Raw genomic sequence first — 17,072 nt, forward strand, 5'->3', positions numbered from 1 at the left:
ACACCGACGAGCTACGCCGCTATCTCAAGAAGACGGCGAAGGAGCTCTACGAGACCAAACAACACCTGCGCGAACTCACCGATCGGACGCGGGAGCCCATCGCCATCGTCGGTATGGCCTGCCGGTACCCCGGCGGCGTCCGTTCACCCGAGGACCTGTGGCGCGTCGCCGCCGGGGGCGTGGACGCCGTCGGGGTGTATCCGTCCGACCGTGGCTGGGACCTGGAGCGATTGTTCGATCCCGACCCGGACGTGCCGGGCACGGTCTACACGCGGGAGGGCGGTTTCCTCGATTCCGTCGCCGATTTCGACGCGGGTTTCTTCGGCATCAGCCCGCGCGAGGCCGCCGCGATGGACCCGCAGCAGCGCCTGATGCTAGAGGCGGCGTGGGAAGCGCTGGAAGACGCCGGGATCGACCCGGCCTCGCTGCGCGGTAGCGACACCGGCGTGTTCGCCGGGGTTGCCCACCAGAACTACGGGCCCCGCGTCGGCTCCCCGAATATCACGGCCGAAACGGAAGGCCACGCCTATCTGGGTGTTTCCAACAGCGTGCTGTCGGGCCGGGTCGCCTACACCCTCGGGCTGGAAGGTCCTGCCGTCTCGATCGATACGGCATGCTCGTCATCGCTGGTCGCCCTGCATCTCGCGTGCCGGGCGCTGCGCAACGGTGACGCCACCCTGGCCCTGGCGGGCGGCGTCACCGTGATGTCGGACCCGTCGCTGCTCATCGCGTTCGCGCGGCAGCGCGCCCTGTCACCCGACGGACGGTGCCGGGCCTTCGCGGCGGCGGCCGACGGGACGGGTTTCTCCGAGGGACTCGGCGTGCTGGTGCTCGAACGGCTCTCCGACGCACGGCGGTTCGGGCACACCGTCCTCGCGGTCGTGCGCGGCAGCGCGATCAACCAGGACGGCGCAAGCAACGGACTGACCGCGCCGAACGGCCGGTCGCAGGAAGCCGTGATCGGGCAGGCGTTGCGCGACGCGGGCCTGGAGCCCGCGGACGTCGACGCGGTGGAGGCGCACGGCACGGGCACGATGCTGGGCGATCCGATCGAAGCCAGGGCACTGATCGCGGCCTACGGCGCCCGGCAGGCCGACGCGCCGCTGCGTCTGGGATCGCTGAAATCCAATATCGGCCACACCTCGGCCGCGGCCGGTGTCGGCGGAGTGATCAAGATGGTGCAGGCCATGCGGCACGAGATGCTGCCGAAGACCCTGCACATCGACGCGCCCACCCCCCATGTGGACTGGTCCGCGGGCACCGTGCGGCTGCTGCGGGACAGCGAGCCGTGGCCCGCAGGTGCCAGGGTCCGGCGCGCGGGCGTGTCGTCGTTCGGCGCCAGCGGCACCAACGCCCACGTCGTCCTCGAGGAAGCGCCCGCCGAGCCCGCGGCGGAAGGGGAGCCCGAGCCCGCTACCACGGCGGGGGCCGGGTCGAATCACGCTGCTCCGCAGCACATCCCGTTGCTACTGTCGGCCGGTTCCGGTGCGGCGCTGCGGGCGCAGGCGGATCGCTTGCGGCAGTGGATGGCGGACGACCCGGAAACGGACGCCCAGGATATCGCGCACTCGCTGCTCACCTCCCGTGCCCGGCTGGAGTGGCGCGGAGCGGTCGTCGGTCGCGACCGTGACGAACTCCTAACCGGTCTGGCGGCACTCGCCGAGGGCCGTTCCGCGCCCGGTGTGGTCGAGGACCGCGCCGGCTCGGGACGCACGGCGTTCCTGTTCACCGGCCAGGGTGCGCAGCGCGCCGGGATGGGACGGGAACTGTACGCGGCGTTCCCGGTGTTCGCGGCGGAGCTGGACCGAGTCTGCGCGGAATTCGATCCGCTGCTCGGACGGTTGCTGCGGGACCTGCTCCGCGCCGAGGCGGCGGACGGCGACAGCGCGCCGGGACCGCTGGATCGGACCGAGTACACCCAGCCCGCGCTGTTCGCCTACGAGGTGGCGCTGTACCGGCTCGCCGAATCGTTCGGCCTGACACCGGATGTGCTGCTCGGCCATTCCATCGGTGAGCTCGCGGCGGCGTATGTCGCCGGAGTGTGGTCGCTGCCCGACGCGTGTGCGCTGGTGGCGGCGCGCGGACGGTTGATGGGCGCACTGCCCGCCGGCGGCGCGATGCTGGCCGTGGCGGTGCCGGAAGCGGAGGCGTCGGCCGCGCTCGACGGGTACGCGGGCCGGGTGTCCGTGGCCGCCGTGAACGGGCCCTCTTCCGTGGTGTTGTCCGGTGACGCCGACGCCGTCGCCGAGGTCGAGCGGCTCTTCGCCGCTCAGGGCCGTCGGACGAACCGGCTGCGCGTGAGCCACGCCTTCCATTCGGCGCGGATGGAACCGATGCTGGCCGAGTTCCGTGCCGTGGCCCGCGGTGTGACCTACCGGCAGCCGACGATCCCGATCGTCTCGAACGTTTCGGGCGCACCGGCCGCTGACGAGCTGACCGATCCGGAGTACTGGGTCCGTCAGGTCCGTGCGGCCGTGCGGTTCGCCCCGGGAGTCCAGGCGCTGGCCGCCGGCGGGGTGCGACGATTCCTGGAGATCGGTCCCGACGCGGTGCTGACCGCGATGACCCGCGAATGCCTGACCGAACAACCCGATATCGAGGCCCGCTGCGCGGTGGTCGCCGCCGCACGACGCGGCGCGGACGAGGTCGGGCAGTTCACCGCGTTCCTGGCCGCCGCCCACGCCGCGGGCGCCGACGTGGACTGGAGCCCGGTGTTCACCGGTCGGCCGGCGCGCCGGGTCCCGTTGCCCACCTACGCGTTCCAGCGTCAGCGGTACTGGTTGCCGCCGACCGACGGCATCGGCGATGTGGGCCGCGCCGGACTGACGGCGATGGACCATCCGATGCTCGGCGCGGCGCTGGCCCTGGCAGGTACGGACGAGTGGCTGTTCACCGGTCGCCTGTCCACGACGTCGCAGCCGTGGCTGGCCGATCACACGGTGTTCGGCACGGTGCTGTTGCCCGGGACCGCGTTCGTGGAATTCGCGTTGGCAGCCGGCGCGCGAGTGGATGCCGGGACGATCGACGAGCTGGTCCTGGAGGCGCCGCTGCGGCTGGACGAGGGAACCGAAGTAGATATCCAGATCAGTGTCGAAGCGCCCGACGACGCCGGGCGCAGGCGCTTCGTCATCGCCTCGCGGGCCGTCGGCGACCCGACCGCCGGATCCACGCACGCCCGCGGTGTACTCGCTCCCGACACGGCAAACGCGGCGGCGCCCGCCGATACGGACGAGCCGTTCCAGGACGACGACGCGGCCACCGGCGCGGCGCTCTACGACCAACTGGCCGCCCGCGGTCTCGACTACGGACCCGCCTTCCAGGGCGTGCGCCGGTTCGTGCGCCGCGGCGACTCCGTCGTAGCCGAGGTGCGGCTCGGCGAGACCGATTCGGACGCTTCGCGCTTCGGCGTGCACCCCGCACTGCTGGATGCCGCGTTGCACGCCGCCGTCGACCTATTGTCCGCTGATTTCGCCGACAACCAGGCGCCGCTGCCGTTCTCGTTCACCGGCGTGCGGTTGTATCGCGGTGGCGCGAGCGCGGCACGCGTGCTGATCCGGCGGACGGGCTCCGAAGGGGCGCGGGTAGAGCTCCGCGACGATACCGACGCGTTGCTGCTGACGATCGATGCGCTGCGGGCGCGGCCGGTCGACGGCGACGCGGTGCGCAGCGCGCGCTCCGCCGGACCCCACCGTCTCTACGACGTGCGGTGGGCCACAGTGGCTTCCGGCGCCGGGTCCGGCGCGGTGCGGCTGGCGGCGGTCGGCGGACCGTCGGAATCCGCTTTCGAGGAACACTATTCGGATATGGCCGCGCTGGTAGCGGCCGCAGGTACCCCCGCCCCGGGAGCGAACATCCGCGTGCAGCCCGACGCCGTGGTGTGGTTCGCCGAGTCCGGTCCCGGGCACGCCGTCAGCACCGAGGCCGACCGGGTGCGCCGGAGCGTGAACACCGCGCTGGCGGCGGTGCAGTCCTGGTTACGCCTCCCCGAGTCCGGCGACACCCGGCTGGTCGCGGTGACCCGTAACGGCGCCGGACTGCCCGCCGAGGATCCGGATCTGGCGGCCGCGGCGCTCTGGGGCCTGCTGCGCAGCGCGCAGTCGGAGCATCCCGGCCGGATCGTGCTGGTGGACGCCGAGAGCGACGCGGTCATCGGGCCCGAGCTGATCTCGGCGGCCCTCGCGACCGACGAGCCGCAGCTCGCGGCGCGTGGCGGCGAACTGGTCGCGCCCCGGCTCGCCCGGCGTGACGACGCGCCCGGCGCGGCCGTCACCCTGGACCGAGGCACGGTGCTGATCACCGGCGGGACCGGTGGGTTGGGTGCGCTGGTGGCCCGGCACCTGGTCGCGACCCACGGTGTGCGGGATCTCGTTCTGGTGTCACGCCGCGGCGAACGGGCCGACGGTGTGCGCGAACTGGTGGCCGAACTAGCCGGACTCGGTGCTCGGCCGCGGGTACTGGCCTGCGACGTCGGCGACCGCGCCGCGGTGCGCGCCCTGCTCGACCAGCTGGCCGACGGTCCGGAGCTGACCGCCGTCGTCCATGCCGCCGGCGTCCTGGACGACGCGACGCTCGACGCACTCACGCCCGACCGGATCGAGCGGGTGTTCGCGCCGAAGGTCGACGCCGCACTACACCTGGACGAACTCACCCGTGACCGGAATCTGTCGGCGTTCGTGCTGTTCTCCTCGATCGCGGCGGTCCTGGGCTCGGCGGGCCAGGGCAACTATGCCGCCGCGAACTCGGTGCTGGACGCGCTGGCCCGGCGGCGCGTCGCGGCGGGCCTGCCCGCGGTCTCGGTGGCCTGGGGCCCGTGGAACCAGAGCGGCGGGATGACCGCCGAACTGGGACGCGCCGGCCTGGACCGTCTGTCCCGCATGGGCTTCCGCCCCTTGGCCGAGTCCGACGGGCTCGCGCTGTTCGACCGGGCGGCGGGCGCGGGGACGCCGCTGGTCGCCGCCGTGGACTTCGATACCGCGGCATTGTCCGCGCAGGCCCGCGCGGATCTGCTGCCGCCGCTGCTGCGTTCGCTGGTAGCGGTACCGCGCCGTGCCGAGGGCGGCGGTGACCTGGCCGAGCTGCTCGCGTCGGCTGCACCGGACCGGCACGACGCGATCGTGCTGGATTTCGTGCGCCATCAGGTCGCCGAGGTGCTGGGACACGCCACGGGCGAACAGATCGAGGCCGACAAGCCGTTCAGCGAACTGGGCTTCGATTCGCTGGGCGCGGTGGACCTGCGCAACCGCCTCACCAAGGCCACCGGTCTGCGTCTGCCGTCGACGCTGGCCTTCGATCACCCGACGTCCGCGGCGGTCGCCCGGCTGCTGCGTTCCCGGATCGACGGCGCGGGGCAGGGCGTCCGCCCGACGCGGAAGCGCGCGCGAGCCGACGAACCGATCGCGATCGTCGGCATGGCCTGCCGGTACCCCGGCGGAGTCGCGTCTCCGGACGATCTGTGGAACCTGGTTGCCTCGGGGACCGACGCCATTTCCGAGTTTCCCGCCGATCGCGGCTGGGATCTCGACCGCCTGATCGATCCCGATCCCGAACACACCGGAACCTCCTACGTGAAAGAGGGCGGGTTCTTGACGGACGCGGCCGATTTCGACGCCGGGTTCTTCGGCATCGGCCCGCGGGAGGCGAACGCGATGGACCCGCAGCAGCGTTTGCTGCTGGAGGTGTCGTGGGAAGCGCTCGAGCACGCGGGCATCGATCCGACGTCGCTGCGTGGCACCGACACCGGCGTCTACACCGGGGTGATGTACCAGGACTACGAGGTCTTGACCCGCAAGGCGGGACCCGAGGCCGAAGGCTACGTGGGCACCGGCTCGGCGGCCAGCGTGGTCTCGGGACGCATCGCCTATTCGCTCGGTCTGGAAGGCCCCGCGATGACGGTGGATACGGCGTGCTCGTCCTCGCTGGTGGCACTGCACGTGGCGTGCCGGGCGCTGCGACAGGGGGAGAGTTCGCTCGCCCTGGTGGGCGGTGCCACGGTGATGGCCACGCCCACGGTGTTCGTGGAATTCTCCCGCCAACGCGGACTGGCGCCGGACGGGCGGTGCAAATCGTTCTCGGCCGCCGCCGACGGTGTGGCGTGGGCGGAGGGCGCGGCCGTCCTGGTGGTCGAACGGCTCTCGGACGCACGGCGACTCGGCCACAACGTGCTCGCGGTGGTGCGCGGCAGCGCGGTGAACCAGGACGGCGCCAGCAACGGTCTCACCGCGCCGAACGGTCCGTCGCAGGAGCGGGTGATCGCGGCGGCGCTGGCCGATGCCGGGCTCGGGCCGTCGGACGTGGATGCCGTGGAAGCGCACGGCACCGGAACGACACTGGGCGACCCGATCGAGGCACAGGCGTTGCTCGCCACCTACGGCCGGGGCCGCCCGGAAGGTCCGCTGCGTGTCGGCTCGCTCAAATCCAACATCGGCCACACCCAGGCGGCGGCCGGTGTGGGCGGCGTGATCAAAATGGTGCAGGCGCTGCGCCACGAGATGCTGCCGAGAACCCTGCACGCGGAGGAGCTCTCACCGCATGTGGACTGGACGGCCGGATCGGTGCGCGTGCTGACCGACGCCGAATCGTGGACCTCGGGCAGCCGGATACGACGCGCGGGGGTGTCGTCGTTCGGTATCAGCGGCACGAACGCGCACGTGATCCTCGAGGAGGCGCCACCGTCCACGCGTGCCGAGCGACCGGCGGCGGACTCCGGCCCGGTAGCGGGCGGCGTGGTACCGCTGGTGGTCTCCGCGAAATCCGCGGAAGCCCTGCGCGGTCAGGCCGAACGCTTGCGCTCCTGGCTGGCCGATGCGCCGGAGATCGACCCGAGGCGGGTGGCGCGTGCCCTGCTCGACTCGCGCGCGCTGCTGGATCGCCGCGGCGTGGTCGTCGGCCGCGATCGGGAGGAACTGCTCGCCGGGCTGGCCGCGCTGGCGGCGGGAACGACGTCGCCGCACGCGGTCGAGGCACCGGCCGTGCCGGGTACGACGGCCTTCCTCTTCACCGGTGGCGGCGCGCAGCGAGTCGGCATGGGTGCCGGTCTGTATAAGGCGTTTCCGGTGTTCGCGACCGCGCTGGATGAGGTGTGCGCCGAGTTCGACCGGCATCTCGGGGGTTCCCTGCGGGAGGTGATGTTCACCGACGAGGCCGGGGTGCTGGACCGGATGGACTGGATGCAGCCCGCGTTGTTCGCTTTCGAGGTGGCGATGTTCCGGCTGCTCGAGTCGTACGGTCTCCTACCGGACGTGCTCGCGGGTCACTCGCTGGGCGAACTCGTCGCGGCCTACGTGTCCGGGGTCTGGTCGCTGACCGACGCCTGCGTGCTGGTGGCGGCGCGGGGACGGTTGATGGGCGCGGCGCCCGCCGGCGGGGCGATGCTGGCGGCCGCGGTGTCGGAGACGGAAGCGGAGGAAATGCTCAGCGGTCTCGCCGACCGGCTCGCGATCGGGGCTGTGAACGGTCCGGAGTCGGTGGTGTTCTCGGGATACGCCGATGCCGTCGACGAGATGCGGCGGCGGCTGACCGAGGCGGGACGGAAGCACACCCTGCTGCGGATCTCCCACGCGTCCCATTCGATGCTGATGGAACCCGTCCTCGAGGAATTCCGCGCGGTGGCGGAGGGACTGACCTATCGCGAGCCCACCGTGCCGATCGTGTCGAATGTATCCGGCACGCGGGCCGGCGACGAAATACGCGATCCGGGCTACTGGGTGGCGCAGGTGCGCGGCTGTGTGCGCTTCGCGCCCGGGGTGCGCAGCCTCCTCGACTCCGGGGTGCGGCGTTTCATCGAAGTCGGACCGGACGCCGCGCTCACCGCGATGACCGGAGAATGCTTGGCCGAGCGTCCGGAAGTGGCGGCGAAGTCACTGGTGGCGGCCTCGTCCAGGCGTTCGGTCGACGAGGTGACCCAGTTCGTCACGCTCCTCGCCCAGTCCTTCGCGGCAGGCGCACCGGTGCGGCTGCGGTCGCTGCTGCCCGGAGCGGACGCACGGGTGGAATTGCCGACGTACGCGTTCCAGCGCCGCCGGTACTGGGTGCGACCGGCTCCCGAAGTGGTGACCGGCTCGTTCGGCCATCCACTGCTGACCAGCGCGGTGCCGGTCGCGGGCAAGGACGAATGGTTGTTCACCGGCCGGTTCTCCGCGCGCACCCAGCCGTGGATCGGCGACCACGCGGTGTTCGGCTCGGTATTGCTGCCCGGGACGGCCTTCGCGGAGATGGCGCTCGCCGCGGGCACGCAGGTGGACGCCGGGGTGGTCGGCGAATTGCTGCTTCAAGCTCCGTTGCCGCTCACCGCGAGCGCCGAGATCGAGCTCCAATTGAGCGTCGGGGCGCGCGACGAGCAAGGGCGGCGCGTATTCGCCGTGCACTCCCGCGCGGCCGATCGGGAGTCCGACGGCACGGACCCGTGGGTGCGGCATGCGAGCGGCGTCCTGACCACCGCCGACGACGACCACGCGCCGGTGTGGAGCGAACCGGTGTGGCCGCCGTCCGGCGCGGAGCCGTCGGACGGGTCGCTCTACGACCGGCTGGCGGAGCGCGGCTTCGACTACGGTCCCGGTTTCCAGGGCGTCACCGCGTTGTGGACGCGCGGCGAGCAGACCTTCGCCGAGGTGTCCCTCGACGAATCCGTGAGCGTCGCGGCGGCTCCGTTCGGCATCCATCCGGCGCTGCTGGACGCATGCCTGCACGCGGCGCTCGGCGAGCTGATCGGCGACCTGCCCGCCGGGCAGGTGCCGTTGCCCTTCTCCTTCACCGGTGTGCGCTTGTGGCGCTCCGGTGTCACCGCGGCGCGCGTTCGCGTCGTCCGGGATGCCGAGGGACAGGTCACGATCGACATCGCGGACGACACCGGCTCGCTCGTCGCGCGCATCGATGCGGTCTCCGCACGTCCGATCGCGGCCGACGCGCTGGGCGCGGTGCATGCGGGACGCCGTACGGCACCCCTGACGCTGAGCTGGACGCGCGCGGAGCTACCCGCGCTGCGCGCGGTGCCCGACCGTGTGGCGACGATGGGGCAGGCGCGGGTATCCGGGGTCGGCCGTCACTACCTCGATGCGTCGGAAGTCGCTGCGGCCGAACAGGTTCCGGATATCGTCGTCTGGTCGCTCCCGGAGGGACCTGCGGCCACCGCTGACCCGGTCGAGCCCGGGACGGTGCGGGAGGCGACCCGCACCGCCTGGGAGCTGCTGCGATCCTGGTTGTCGCTCGAGGGGCTGGCGGACACTCGCCTCGTGGTGGCGACCCGCCGCGCGACGGGCCTGAACGGTGAACCGGTCGATCTGGCCGCCGCCGCCGTCACCGGTTTGGTCCGCAGCGCACAATCGGAACAACCGGGTCGTATCGTGCTGCTGGACCACGACGGAGACCTGGACGCCGCGACGGTGCTCGGCGTGCTCGAATCGGGGCACGCCCAAGTGGCGGTCCGCACGGGCGAGATATACCTCCCACGCTTGGCCTATGGCGACGTACCTACCGAAGAACACGAAAACGTCCGCAGCACAGGCGCGTTCGGAGATGGCACGGTGCTGATCACGGGCGGAACCAGCGGATTGGGCGCGGTGATCGCGCGGCACCTGGTCACCGCACACGGCGTCCGGCATCTGCTGCTGGTGTCGCGGCGCGGCACGGCGGCCGACGGTGTCGCGGAACTGATCGCCGAGCTGGAACGGCTCGGTGCGCACACCCGGGTCGCCGCGTGCGACGTGGCCGATCGCGCGGCCTTGGCCACCGTGGTCGAGTCGATCGGGACCGAGCACCCGCTGTCGGCGGTGATCCACTCCGCGGGCCTGATCGACGACGCCACCATCGAGACGCTGACCGCTCAGCGGATCGATCGCGTACTCGCGCCCAAGGTCGACGGCGCGCTGCACCTGGACGAGCTCACCCGGGGCCACGACCTGGCCGCGTTCGTCGTGTTCTCCTCGGCCGCGGCGATTCTCGGATCGCCCGGACAGGGCAACTACGCGGCCGCGAACGCGTTCCTCGACGGGCTCGCGCAGGCCCGGCGAGCGCAGGGGCTGCCCGCCTTGTCGGTCGCCTGGGGTTTGTGGAACCAGGACACGGGCATGACCGCCGAAATGGACCGGGCCGCGCTGGCGCGGCTGGAGCGTATGGGTCTGCGGATCCTCGGTGACTCCGACGGTACGGCGCTGTTCGACGCCGCGCTCGCCACGGATGCGGCCATGGTCGCCTGCGTCGAGTTCGACAAGTCCGCTCTGGCCGCGCAGGCGCGTGCGGGGCTGCTGCCCGAAGTGCTGGGCGGCTTGGTCGTCGGCCGCGCCCGCCGGGTATCCAGCGCAACCGCCACCGGCGGACTGCTGGCCGACCTGCTCGCCACCGCGCCGGAGGACGAACGCGACGCGCTGGTGCTCGGATTCGTCCGCGAACACGCCGCGGCGGTGCTGGGATACCAGTCCGCTACGGCGATCGATCCCGAAACTCCGTTCAACGAGATGGGTTTCGATTCACTCGGCGGCGTCGAGCTGCGCAACCGGTTGTCGGAGGGCACGGGCACGCGACTGCCCTCGACGCTGGTGTTCAACTACCCGACGGTGAGCGCGGTGGCGAAACTGCTGCGGTCGCAATGGGAAGCGACCGCGACCACCTCGGCGATCGATGACCAGATCGCCGCGCTCGCCGCGCTGCTGGCGACCCTGCCGTCGGAGGAGGACAAGGCGCGGCTGGCCGAGCGGATCCGCGCGACGCTGACCGACGCCATCGACGAACCCGCGCCCGAGCCAGCGCCGGTCGCCGATCAGGGCCGCGACGCCGTCGAGGCGGCCGCCACGGCGGACGAACTGTTCGCTCTCATCGACCAGCAGATCAGCGGAAAGTAGAGGAAGGCCATGACACCCGACGACGTGTCGACGATCGAAGTGACCGATGGCGTGCGCTCGCTGCACCTGGAGTGGGACGACCCCGGCATCGCCGTGCTGGGCATGATCCAGCTCACCAGGGACGAACTCGTCGAGCGCATCCGTACCGGCGAACTGCCGCTGCCGCCACTGGCCAAACTACTCAACATCGAGGTCGTCGACGCCGCGCCGGGGCGGATGACGCTGCGCCTCACGCCGGACGAGCGGCATGTGAACTTCCTCGGTGTGGTCGGTGGCGGCGTGGTCGGCACGGTGCTCGACGTCGCGATGTGGGGTGCGGTGCAACTGTCGGTGCAGGACAAGTCCATGCTCACGACGGTGAGCATGACGTCCAATCTGGTGCGCGGGGTCTCGCATAACCAGGGGGCGTTGGAGGCGGTCGCGGAGGCGGTGCACGTCGGCCGGACGACGGCCACCGCCGAGAGCCGTCTCGTCGATGCCGCGGGGAAGGTCTACGCGACCGCGACCGCCACGTTCGTCCGGATGGGCGGCGGCAACGGGTGAATTCCGACGGCCCGGGGACCAGGTCCCCGGGCCGTGCGGATTCAGAGTTCGGCCGCGAGCTGAGTGCCCTGCTGGATGGCGCGCTTGGCGTCGAGCTCCTTCGCCTCGTCGGCGCCGCCGATGAGATGCACCCGCACACCTCGGGATTCGAGCTGGTCGTACAGGTCGCGCACCGATTCCTGGCCCGCGCACACCACCACGTTGTCCACTTCGATCACTCGCGGCGCCTGCCGCTGCGGACCGAAGCTGACGTGCAGTCCGCGATCGTCGATCCGTTCGTAGTTGACCCCGCCGATCTGCTCGACTCCGCGCGCGTCCAGCGCGGCGCGGTGGATCCAGCCGGTCGTCTTACCCAAGGTCAGTCCGAACGGCCCCGACTTGCGTTGCAGCAAGGTCACTTCCCGGATCGCCCTGGCAGGCCGAGGGGTTCGCAACTGGCCGCGAGCGTGGATGTCGTCGGTGACACCCCACTCGTCGCGCCATTCGTCGAGCGCGAGGGGGCCTTGGTGGACCGCGGTCAAGAATTCGCCGACGTCGAACCCGATTCCGCCCGCACCGACGACGGCCACCCGGTTGCCCACGGGCTTCTCCTGCCGGATCAGTTCCGGATAGGACAGCACCATGGGGTGATCGATGCCGAGGATCGCGGGAATTCGAGGGCGCACGCCCGTGGCCAGCACCACCTCGTCCCAGCCAACCGCGGCGAGTTGTTCGGCGGTGGCCCGGGCATTCAGATGCACGGTGACGCCGGTGAGTTCGAGTTTGCGCCGGTAATACCGGATCGTCTCGTCGAACTCCTCCTTGCCGGGGATGCGGCGGGCGAGGTCGAATTGTCCGCCGATCCGGTCCTCGGCTTCGAACAGTTCCACCTGGTGCCCGCGCTCGGCCAGGCCGATCGCGGCCGACAACCCGGCGGGACCGGCGCCGACGACGGCGACGCGCTTGGCGCGCCTGGTGGGCAGCAGTTGCAGCAGCGTCTCGTGGCACGCGCGGGGATTCACCAGGCAGGACACGGTCTGCCGGGTGAAGGTGTGGTCCAGGCAGGCCTGGTTGCACGCGATGCAGGTGTTGATCTCGTCCACCCGCGATCCGGCGGCCTTGTTCACCCATTCCGGATCGGCCAGCAGCGGGCGGGCCAGCGAGATGAGGTCCGCCTCGCCGCGCTCCAGGATCTGCTCGGCGACCTCGGGCATGTTGATCCGGTTCGACGCGCACACCGGAATCGAGACATGTTCCTTGAGCGCCGCGGTGTATCCGACGAACGCGGCCCGTGGCACCGAGGTGACGATCGTCGGCACCCGCGACTCGTGCCAGCCGATATCGGTGTTGATGACGTCGACTCCGGCGATTTCGAGTTCCTTCGCCAGGTCGATGATCTCGGCGTAGGTCTGCCCGTCCTCGACGAATTCGGCCAGCGACATCCGGAACATGATGAGCAGGTCGTCGCCGACGGCGGCCCTGGTCCGTGCGGCGACCTCGACCGGGAACCGCCGTCGGTTCGCCGCCGACCCGCCCCAGCGATCGGTCCGGGTGTTGGTGCGCGGCGCGAGGAACTGGTTGATCAGAAAGCCTTCGCCGCCCATGATCTCGACGCCGTCGTATCCGGCCAGCCGCGCCAACCGCGCGCAGCGCACGTGATCGGCGATCGTGGTCTCGATCTCCTGCTCGGTGAACGCCCGCGGTTCGAACGCGGTGAGCGGCGACGCCACCGCCGAGGGCGCCAGATTGGTGGGGATGTTCGAATCGCGCCCACCGTGCAGGATCTGCAGCGCGATCTTGCCCCCCGCTTCGTGAACGGCGTCGGTGATCACGCGGTGCCGCTCGGCGTCGGTCTCGTCCAGCATCGCGCACGCGAACGGCCACAGCCATCCGTCGCGGCTGGGGGAGTAGCCGCCGGTGACGATCAGCCCCACGCCGCCGCGTGCGCGTTCGGCGAAGAACGCGGCCAGCCGGTCGATGTGCCAGGCCCGATCTTCCAGCCCGGTGTGCATGGAGCCCATGACAACTCGGTTGCGGAGTTTCACCCTCCCCAGCTCGATCGGCGACAGCAAATGCGGAAAGGCGGAACTCATGGGATGAACCTAACGGTAGCTACCCACCTCCGCAATGGCTGGCGCGGCATGCCATCTGCGATGTACGGCCCGATACGGACAACCGGGTGTTCTGAGGGCGACAACCCGGCAACCTCCGACTCGACCGCCTTCGCCGCCACCGCGAACCAAGCGCCGGGCACGGCTTCGCTACCCGCCGTGCCGAGCGCATACGCCGGGAAGGCCCGCAGCGGATCACACCTCCTGTCGCGCGGCGACCATCGCGTCCACGGTCGCCGGGGACAACATCTCGTCCGCGACCAGACCCGCCAGCCCCACGAACGCCCCGTTCTCACCCAGCCGCGAGGGGCCGAGGTCGAGATCGCGCAACGCGCTCGGGTGCGCGTTCGACTCGACGCCGCGCCGCACCCCCTCGAGAAACGGCGGCAGCACCCCGATCGCCCCGCCGACGCGGACATGAGCCGGATTCACGATCGACACCATCGTCGCGAGCACGGTACCGACCAGGCGCCCGGCCCGCTCGGTCGAGCGAATCGCCTCGGGGCTGCCGTGGCCGACCAGCCGGACCACGTCGGCCGTCGTGCGTACGCCCAGTTCCCGGGCCAGCGCCTGCCCGCCCGCGCCCGCCGCCACACACCCACGGCGGCCGCAGCTGCAGAGCTGCCGACTGCCCTCGATCCGCAGGTGCCCGATCTCGCCCGCCGAGCCGCTCACGCCACGGTGCACGCGTCCGGAGATCACCACGCCCGCGCCGATTCCGGTCCCCACCTTCACACCGACAAGGGTCGCGGCAGGACGGTCCAGCGCGCGGAAGTCGCCGAATGCCAGAGCATTCGCGTCGTTCTCCAGCAGCACCGGGACACCGAGCGCGTCGGCGAACGGTTCGCGCAGCGCAGCGCCGTTCCAGTCCGGCATGGTCGGCGGCGCGACGGTCACTCCGCTGTCGTGGTCGATCTGGCCCGGCACCGACAGGCCGATCGCGCACAAGCTCTCCGCTCGCCCGGTCCGCCGCAGCAGCTTCCGTCCCGTGTCGAGCAGCATCGGCACGACCTGTGCCGGGCTGTGCCGCAGGGGGAGCCGCCGGTCCTCTCTCGCGAACACCGTCCCGCGCAGGTCGACCACGGCCAGCGTGGCATGGCTCTGTCCGAGATCGGCGACGAGCGCGGTGCTTCCGGTGTCGTCGACCTCGAGCATTTCGGCGCGTCGTCCTCCGCTCGATTCCTTGTGCCCCGCGTGGCGGACGAGCCCGAGACCGCGCAGCGCCTCCAGCCGCTCGGTCAGCGTCACCCGCGACAACCCCGCGAGTTCCTGCAGCTCGAGCCGGGTCAGCGGCCCGGTGGCGCGCAGCAGGGCGAGCACATGTCCTGGCGAAGTGGGGCTGGAGGGTGTCGCGGGCATATTGACAATATCTCTCAGCGCACTTATGTTAACCAACCTGACAAAAGCTTGAAACCCGTTGTGCCCTAACAGGAGCCATGCATGCTGGTATCCGGTTCGACGCGCAGATCCTTCCTGCGCGCGGTGGGCTCCGGCGCGGCGGCCCTGTCCGCCGCGGCCTGTACCGGATTCGCGACCAGCGGCAACGGCGGCATGATCTTCCTGTCCACCCAGTTCCGTCCCGCCGACGAGGCCGAGCGGTTCCGTACCCTGCTTGCCGCCGCCGCGCCCGGCGTCGGCTACGTGACCATCGAGGAGAGCCCGTTCGCGAGCCAGGTGCGCAGCCAGGTCGACGCCGGCGCGACCAAGATCGGTCTGCTCGGCGGTCTGCACGGCGACCTCGCCCCGCTCGCCGACGGCTACCTGGAAGACCTCACCGGTCTGCTCGCCGACTTCGGCGCCCGCGGCTGGTCGGCGGAATACCTGAAACTCGCGAAGGTCGGCACCGACCGTACGTGGTACATCCCATGGGCCACGGCGAGTTACCTCCTCGCCGCGCACGCGGACGCGCTCGAACACCTGCCGCCCGGAGTCGATGCCGCGTCGCTGACCTACGACCAGTTCCTCGACTGGGCCGTCGCCGCGCGCCGCGCCAATGGCAATCGCCCCGTGCTCGGCCTGCCCGCGGGCCCCAAGGGCCTGCTGCACCGGTTCGTCCAGGGCTTCCTGCTGCCCTCGTTCACCGGCGGCCAGATCACCACGTTCCGCTCGAACGAGGCCGTGACGGCCTGGCAGTACCTGCGTGAGCTGTGGGCCAACTGCGTCCAGTCGAGCACGAATTTCGACTTCATGCAGGAGCCGCTCGACAGCGGCGAGGCGCGGATGGCGTGGGACCACGTCGTGCGCTTGGTCCACGCGCCCGAGCGCGACCCGCGCGACTGGCGGATGCTTCCTGCGCCGCGGGGCGCACACGGCCTCGGCTATATGGCCGTGATCGCCGGGCTCGCGATCCCCAGGGGCAGTACGGACCCCGAACTCGCGCAGCGGACGATCGGCACGCTCACCCGCCCGGAAACCCAACTGCGGCTGCTTCGTTCCAACGGCTTCTTCCCGGCGGTCGACGCGGCGATCCCCGCCGACCTGCCACCGGCCGTCCAGCTCGAGGCCGACGCGGTGCGCAAGCAGCAGGAGGCGCCCGGCGCCATTCTCTCGTTGCCGCCGGTGGGTCTGGGTCAGCGTGAAGGTGAGGTGAGCAAGGTCTTCAAAGACAGCTTCCGTTCGATCGTGCTGGACGGGGCGGATATCCGCGCCACGCTGGATCAGCAGGCCCGGGTGCTGCAAGGCATCCTCGACGAGCTGAAAGTGCCGTGCTGGGCGCCCGACCCGGCCGCACAGCTCTGCCGGGTGGGATGAGCCATGATGTCGCGTCTACGCTCCCCGTGGATCCTGCTGCTGCCGTCGATCGTCCTGATGTCGGCCCTGTTCGGCTGGCCGCTCGTGCAGGCCGTGCTCGAGGCGTTCCGTGGCGGCGACGGATTCACCCTCGCCAACTGGGACCGGCTGTTCGACGATCCCTACGTCCTCCCCGCGCTGCGCAACACACTCCTGCTGATCGCGATCGTCGTGCCGGTCCAACTGGTGCTCGCCGTCGCCATGGCGCTGCTCATGCAGGCCCGGCCGCGGTTCGCCGGCGGCCACTTCTACCTGTGGTGCCTGCCGCTGGCGATCTCCGAACTGGCCGCGGGCCTGGTGTGGCTGTCCATCTTCGACAACCGCGGCTACCTGAACTCGCTGCTGGTCGGCATCGGGCTCTCCGACGACGGCGTGCAGTGGCTCGGCTACCGGAACGCGGGCACCATGCTGCTCGCCGTGGTGGTTGCCGAGATCTGGCGCGCGACGTCACTGGTGTTCGTCATCGTGGTGGCGGGCGTGCAGATGATCCCGCGCGACTACGACGAGGCCGCGCAGGTGTTCGGAGCGAACCTGTGGCAGCGGCTGCGGCATGTGACGCTGCCGCTGCTGGGTCCGAGCTTGCAAGTGGCGCTGATCTTGCGGACCATCCTCGCGCTGCAGGCTTTCGCCGTGGCGCAGGCATTGACCGGCCGGGACTTTCCGCTGCTGGTCGGCGAGACCTACGAGTGGTACGCGAATCTGCAGAATCCCGCGGTCGCCAGCGCCGTCTCGCTGATCGTGCTGGCGATCTCGCTCGCTACCGCGGTGTTCTACCTGCGTGCCGTCCGGCAGCCGGAGCAGGCCCGATGAGTCGTGA

6 protein-coding genes and 1 pseudogene are annotated in these 17,072 nt (G+C 71.0%); 5 read left to right on the forward strand and 2 right to left on the reverse strand.

Going from position 1 to position 17,072, the window contains the following annotated elements; genetic code table 11:
* Positions 1-2 precede the first annotated feature (2 nt).
* The 3 genes and pseudogenes from ACIA5H_RS07930 to ACIA5H_RS07940 all read left to right on the forward strand — a co-directional run.
* A pseudogene (locus ACIA5H_RS07930) lies at positions 3-2,684 on the forward strand (type I polyketide synthase); the annotation flags it as partial.
* A 159-nt stretch (positions 2,685-2,843) separates the two neighbouring features.
* The gene (locus tag ACIA5H_RS07935) at positions 2,844-10,832 is read left to right on the forward strand and encodes a type I polyketide synthase (RefSeq protein WP_397075043.1); all 7,989 of its coding nucleotides are present in this window, start codon (positions 2,844-2,846) and stop codon (positions 10,830-10,832) included.
* A gap of 9 nt (positions 10,833-10,841) precedes the next feature.
* The gene (locus ACIA5H_RS07940; protein WP_379255497.1) at positions 10,842-11,375 is read left to right on the forward strand and encodes a PaaI family thioesterase; all 534 of its coding nucleotides are present in this window, start codon (positions 10,842-10,844) and stop codon (positions 11,373-11,375) included.
* A gap of 41 nt (positions 11,376-11,416) precedes the next feature.
* Here the strand turns inward: ACIA5H_RS07940 and ACIA5H_RS07945 are convergent, their stop codons facing one another.
* Complete coding sequence (locus tag ACIA5H_RS07945; RefSeq protein WP_397074706.1) at positions 11,417-13,447, reverse strand: FAD-dependent oxidoreductase; 2,031 nt, start codon at positions 13,445-13,447, stop codon at positions 11,417-11,419.
* Between the two features lie 213 nt (positions 13,448-13,660).
* Positions 13,661-14,824 (reverse strand): ROK family protein, encoded by a 1,164-nt coding sequence (locus ACIA5H_RS07950; RefSeq protein ID WP_379255500.1) that lies wholly within the window; start codon positions 14,822-14,824, stop codon positions 13,661-13,663.
* An 81-nt stretch (positions 14,825-14,905) separates the two neighbouring features.
* On the opposite strand from ACIA5H_RS07950, the gene ACIA5H_RS07955 reads away from it, so the two are divergent.
* Both ACIA5H_RS07955 and ACIA5H_RS07960 read left to right on the forward strand, forming a co-directional pair.
* On the forward strand, positions 14,906-16,216 hold the full coding sequence (locus ACIA5H_RS07955) for an extracellular solute-binding protein (RefSeq protein WP_397074709.1): 1,311 nt from the start codon (positions 14,906-14,908) through the stop codon (positions 16,214-16,216).
* Positions 16,217-16,219: 3 nt separating this feature from the next.
* On the forward strand, positions 16,220-17,065 hold the full coding sequence (locus ACIA5H_RS07960; RefSeq protein WP_355078385.1) for a sugar ABC transporter permease: 846 nt from the start codon (positions 16,220-16,222) through the stop codon (positions 17,063-17,065).
* Positions 17,066-17,072: the final 7 nt, after the last annotated feature.

It is taken from the genome of Nocardia sp. NPDC051900 (assembly GCF_044452545.1).
In the GTDB taxonomy this organism is placed as follows: Bacteria; Actinomycetota; Actinomycetes; order Mycobacteriales; family Mycobacteriaceae; genus Nocardia; species Nocardia sichangensis.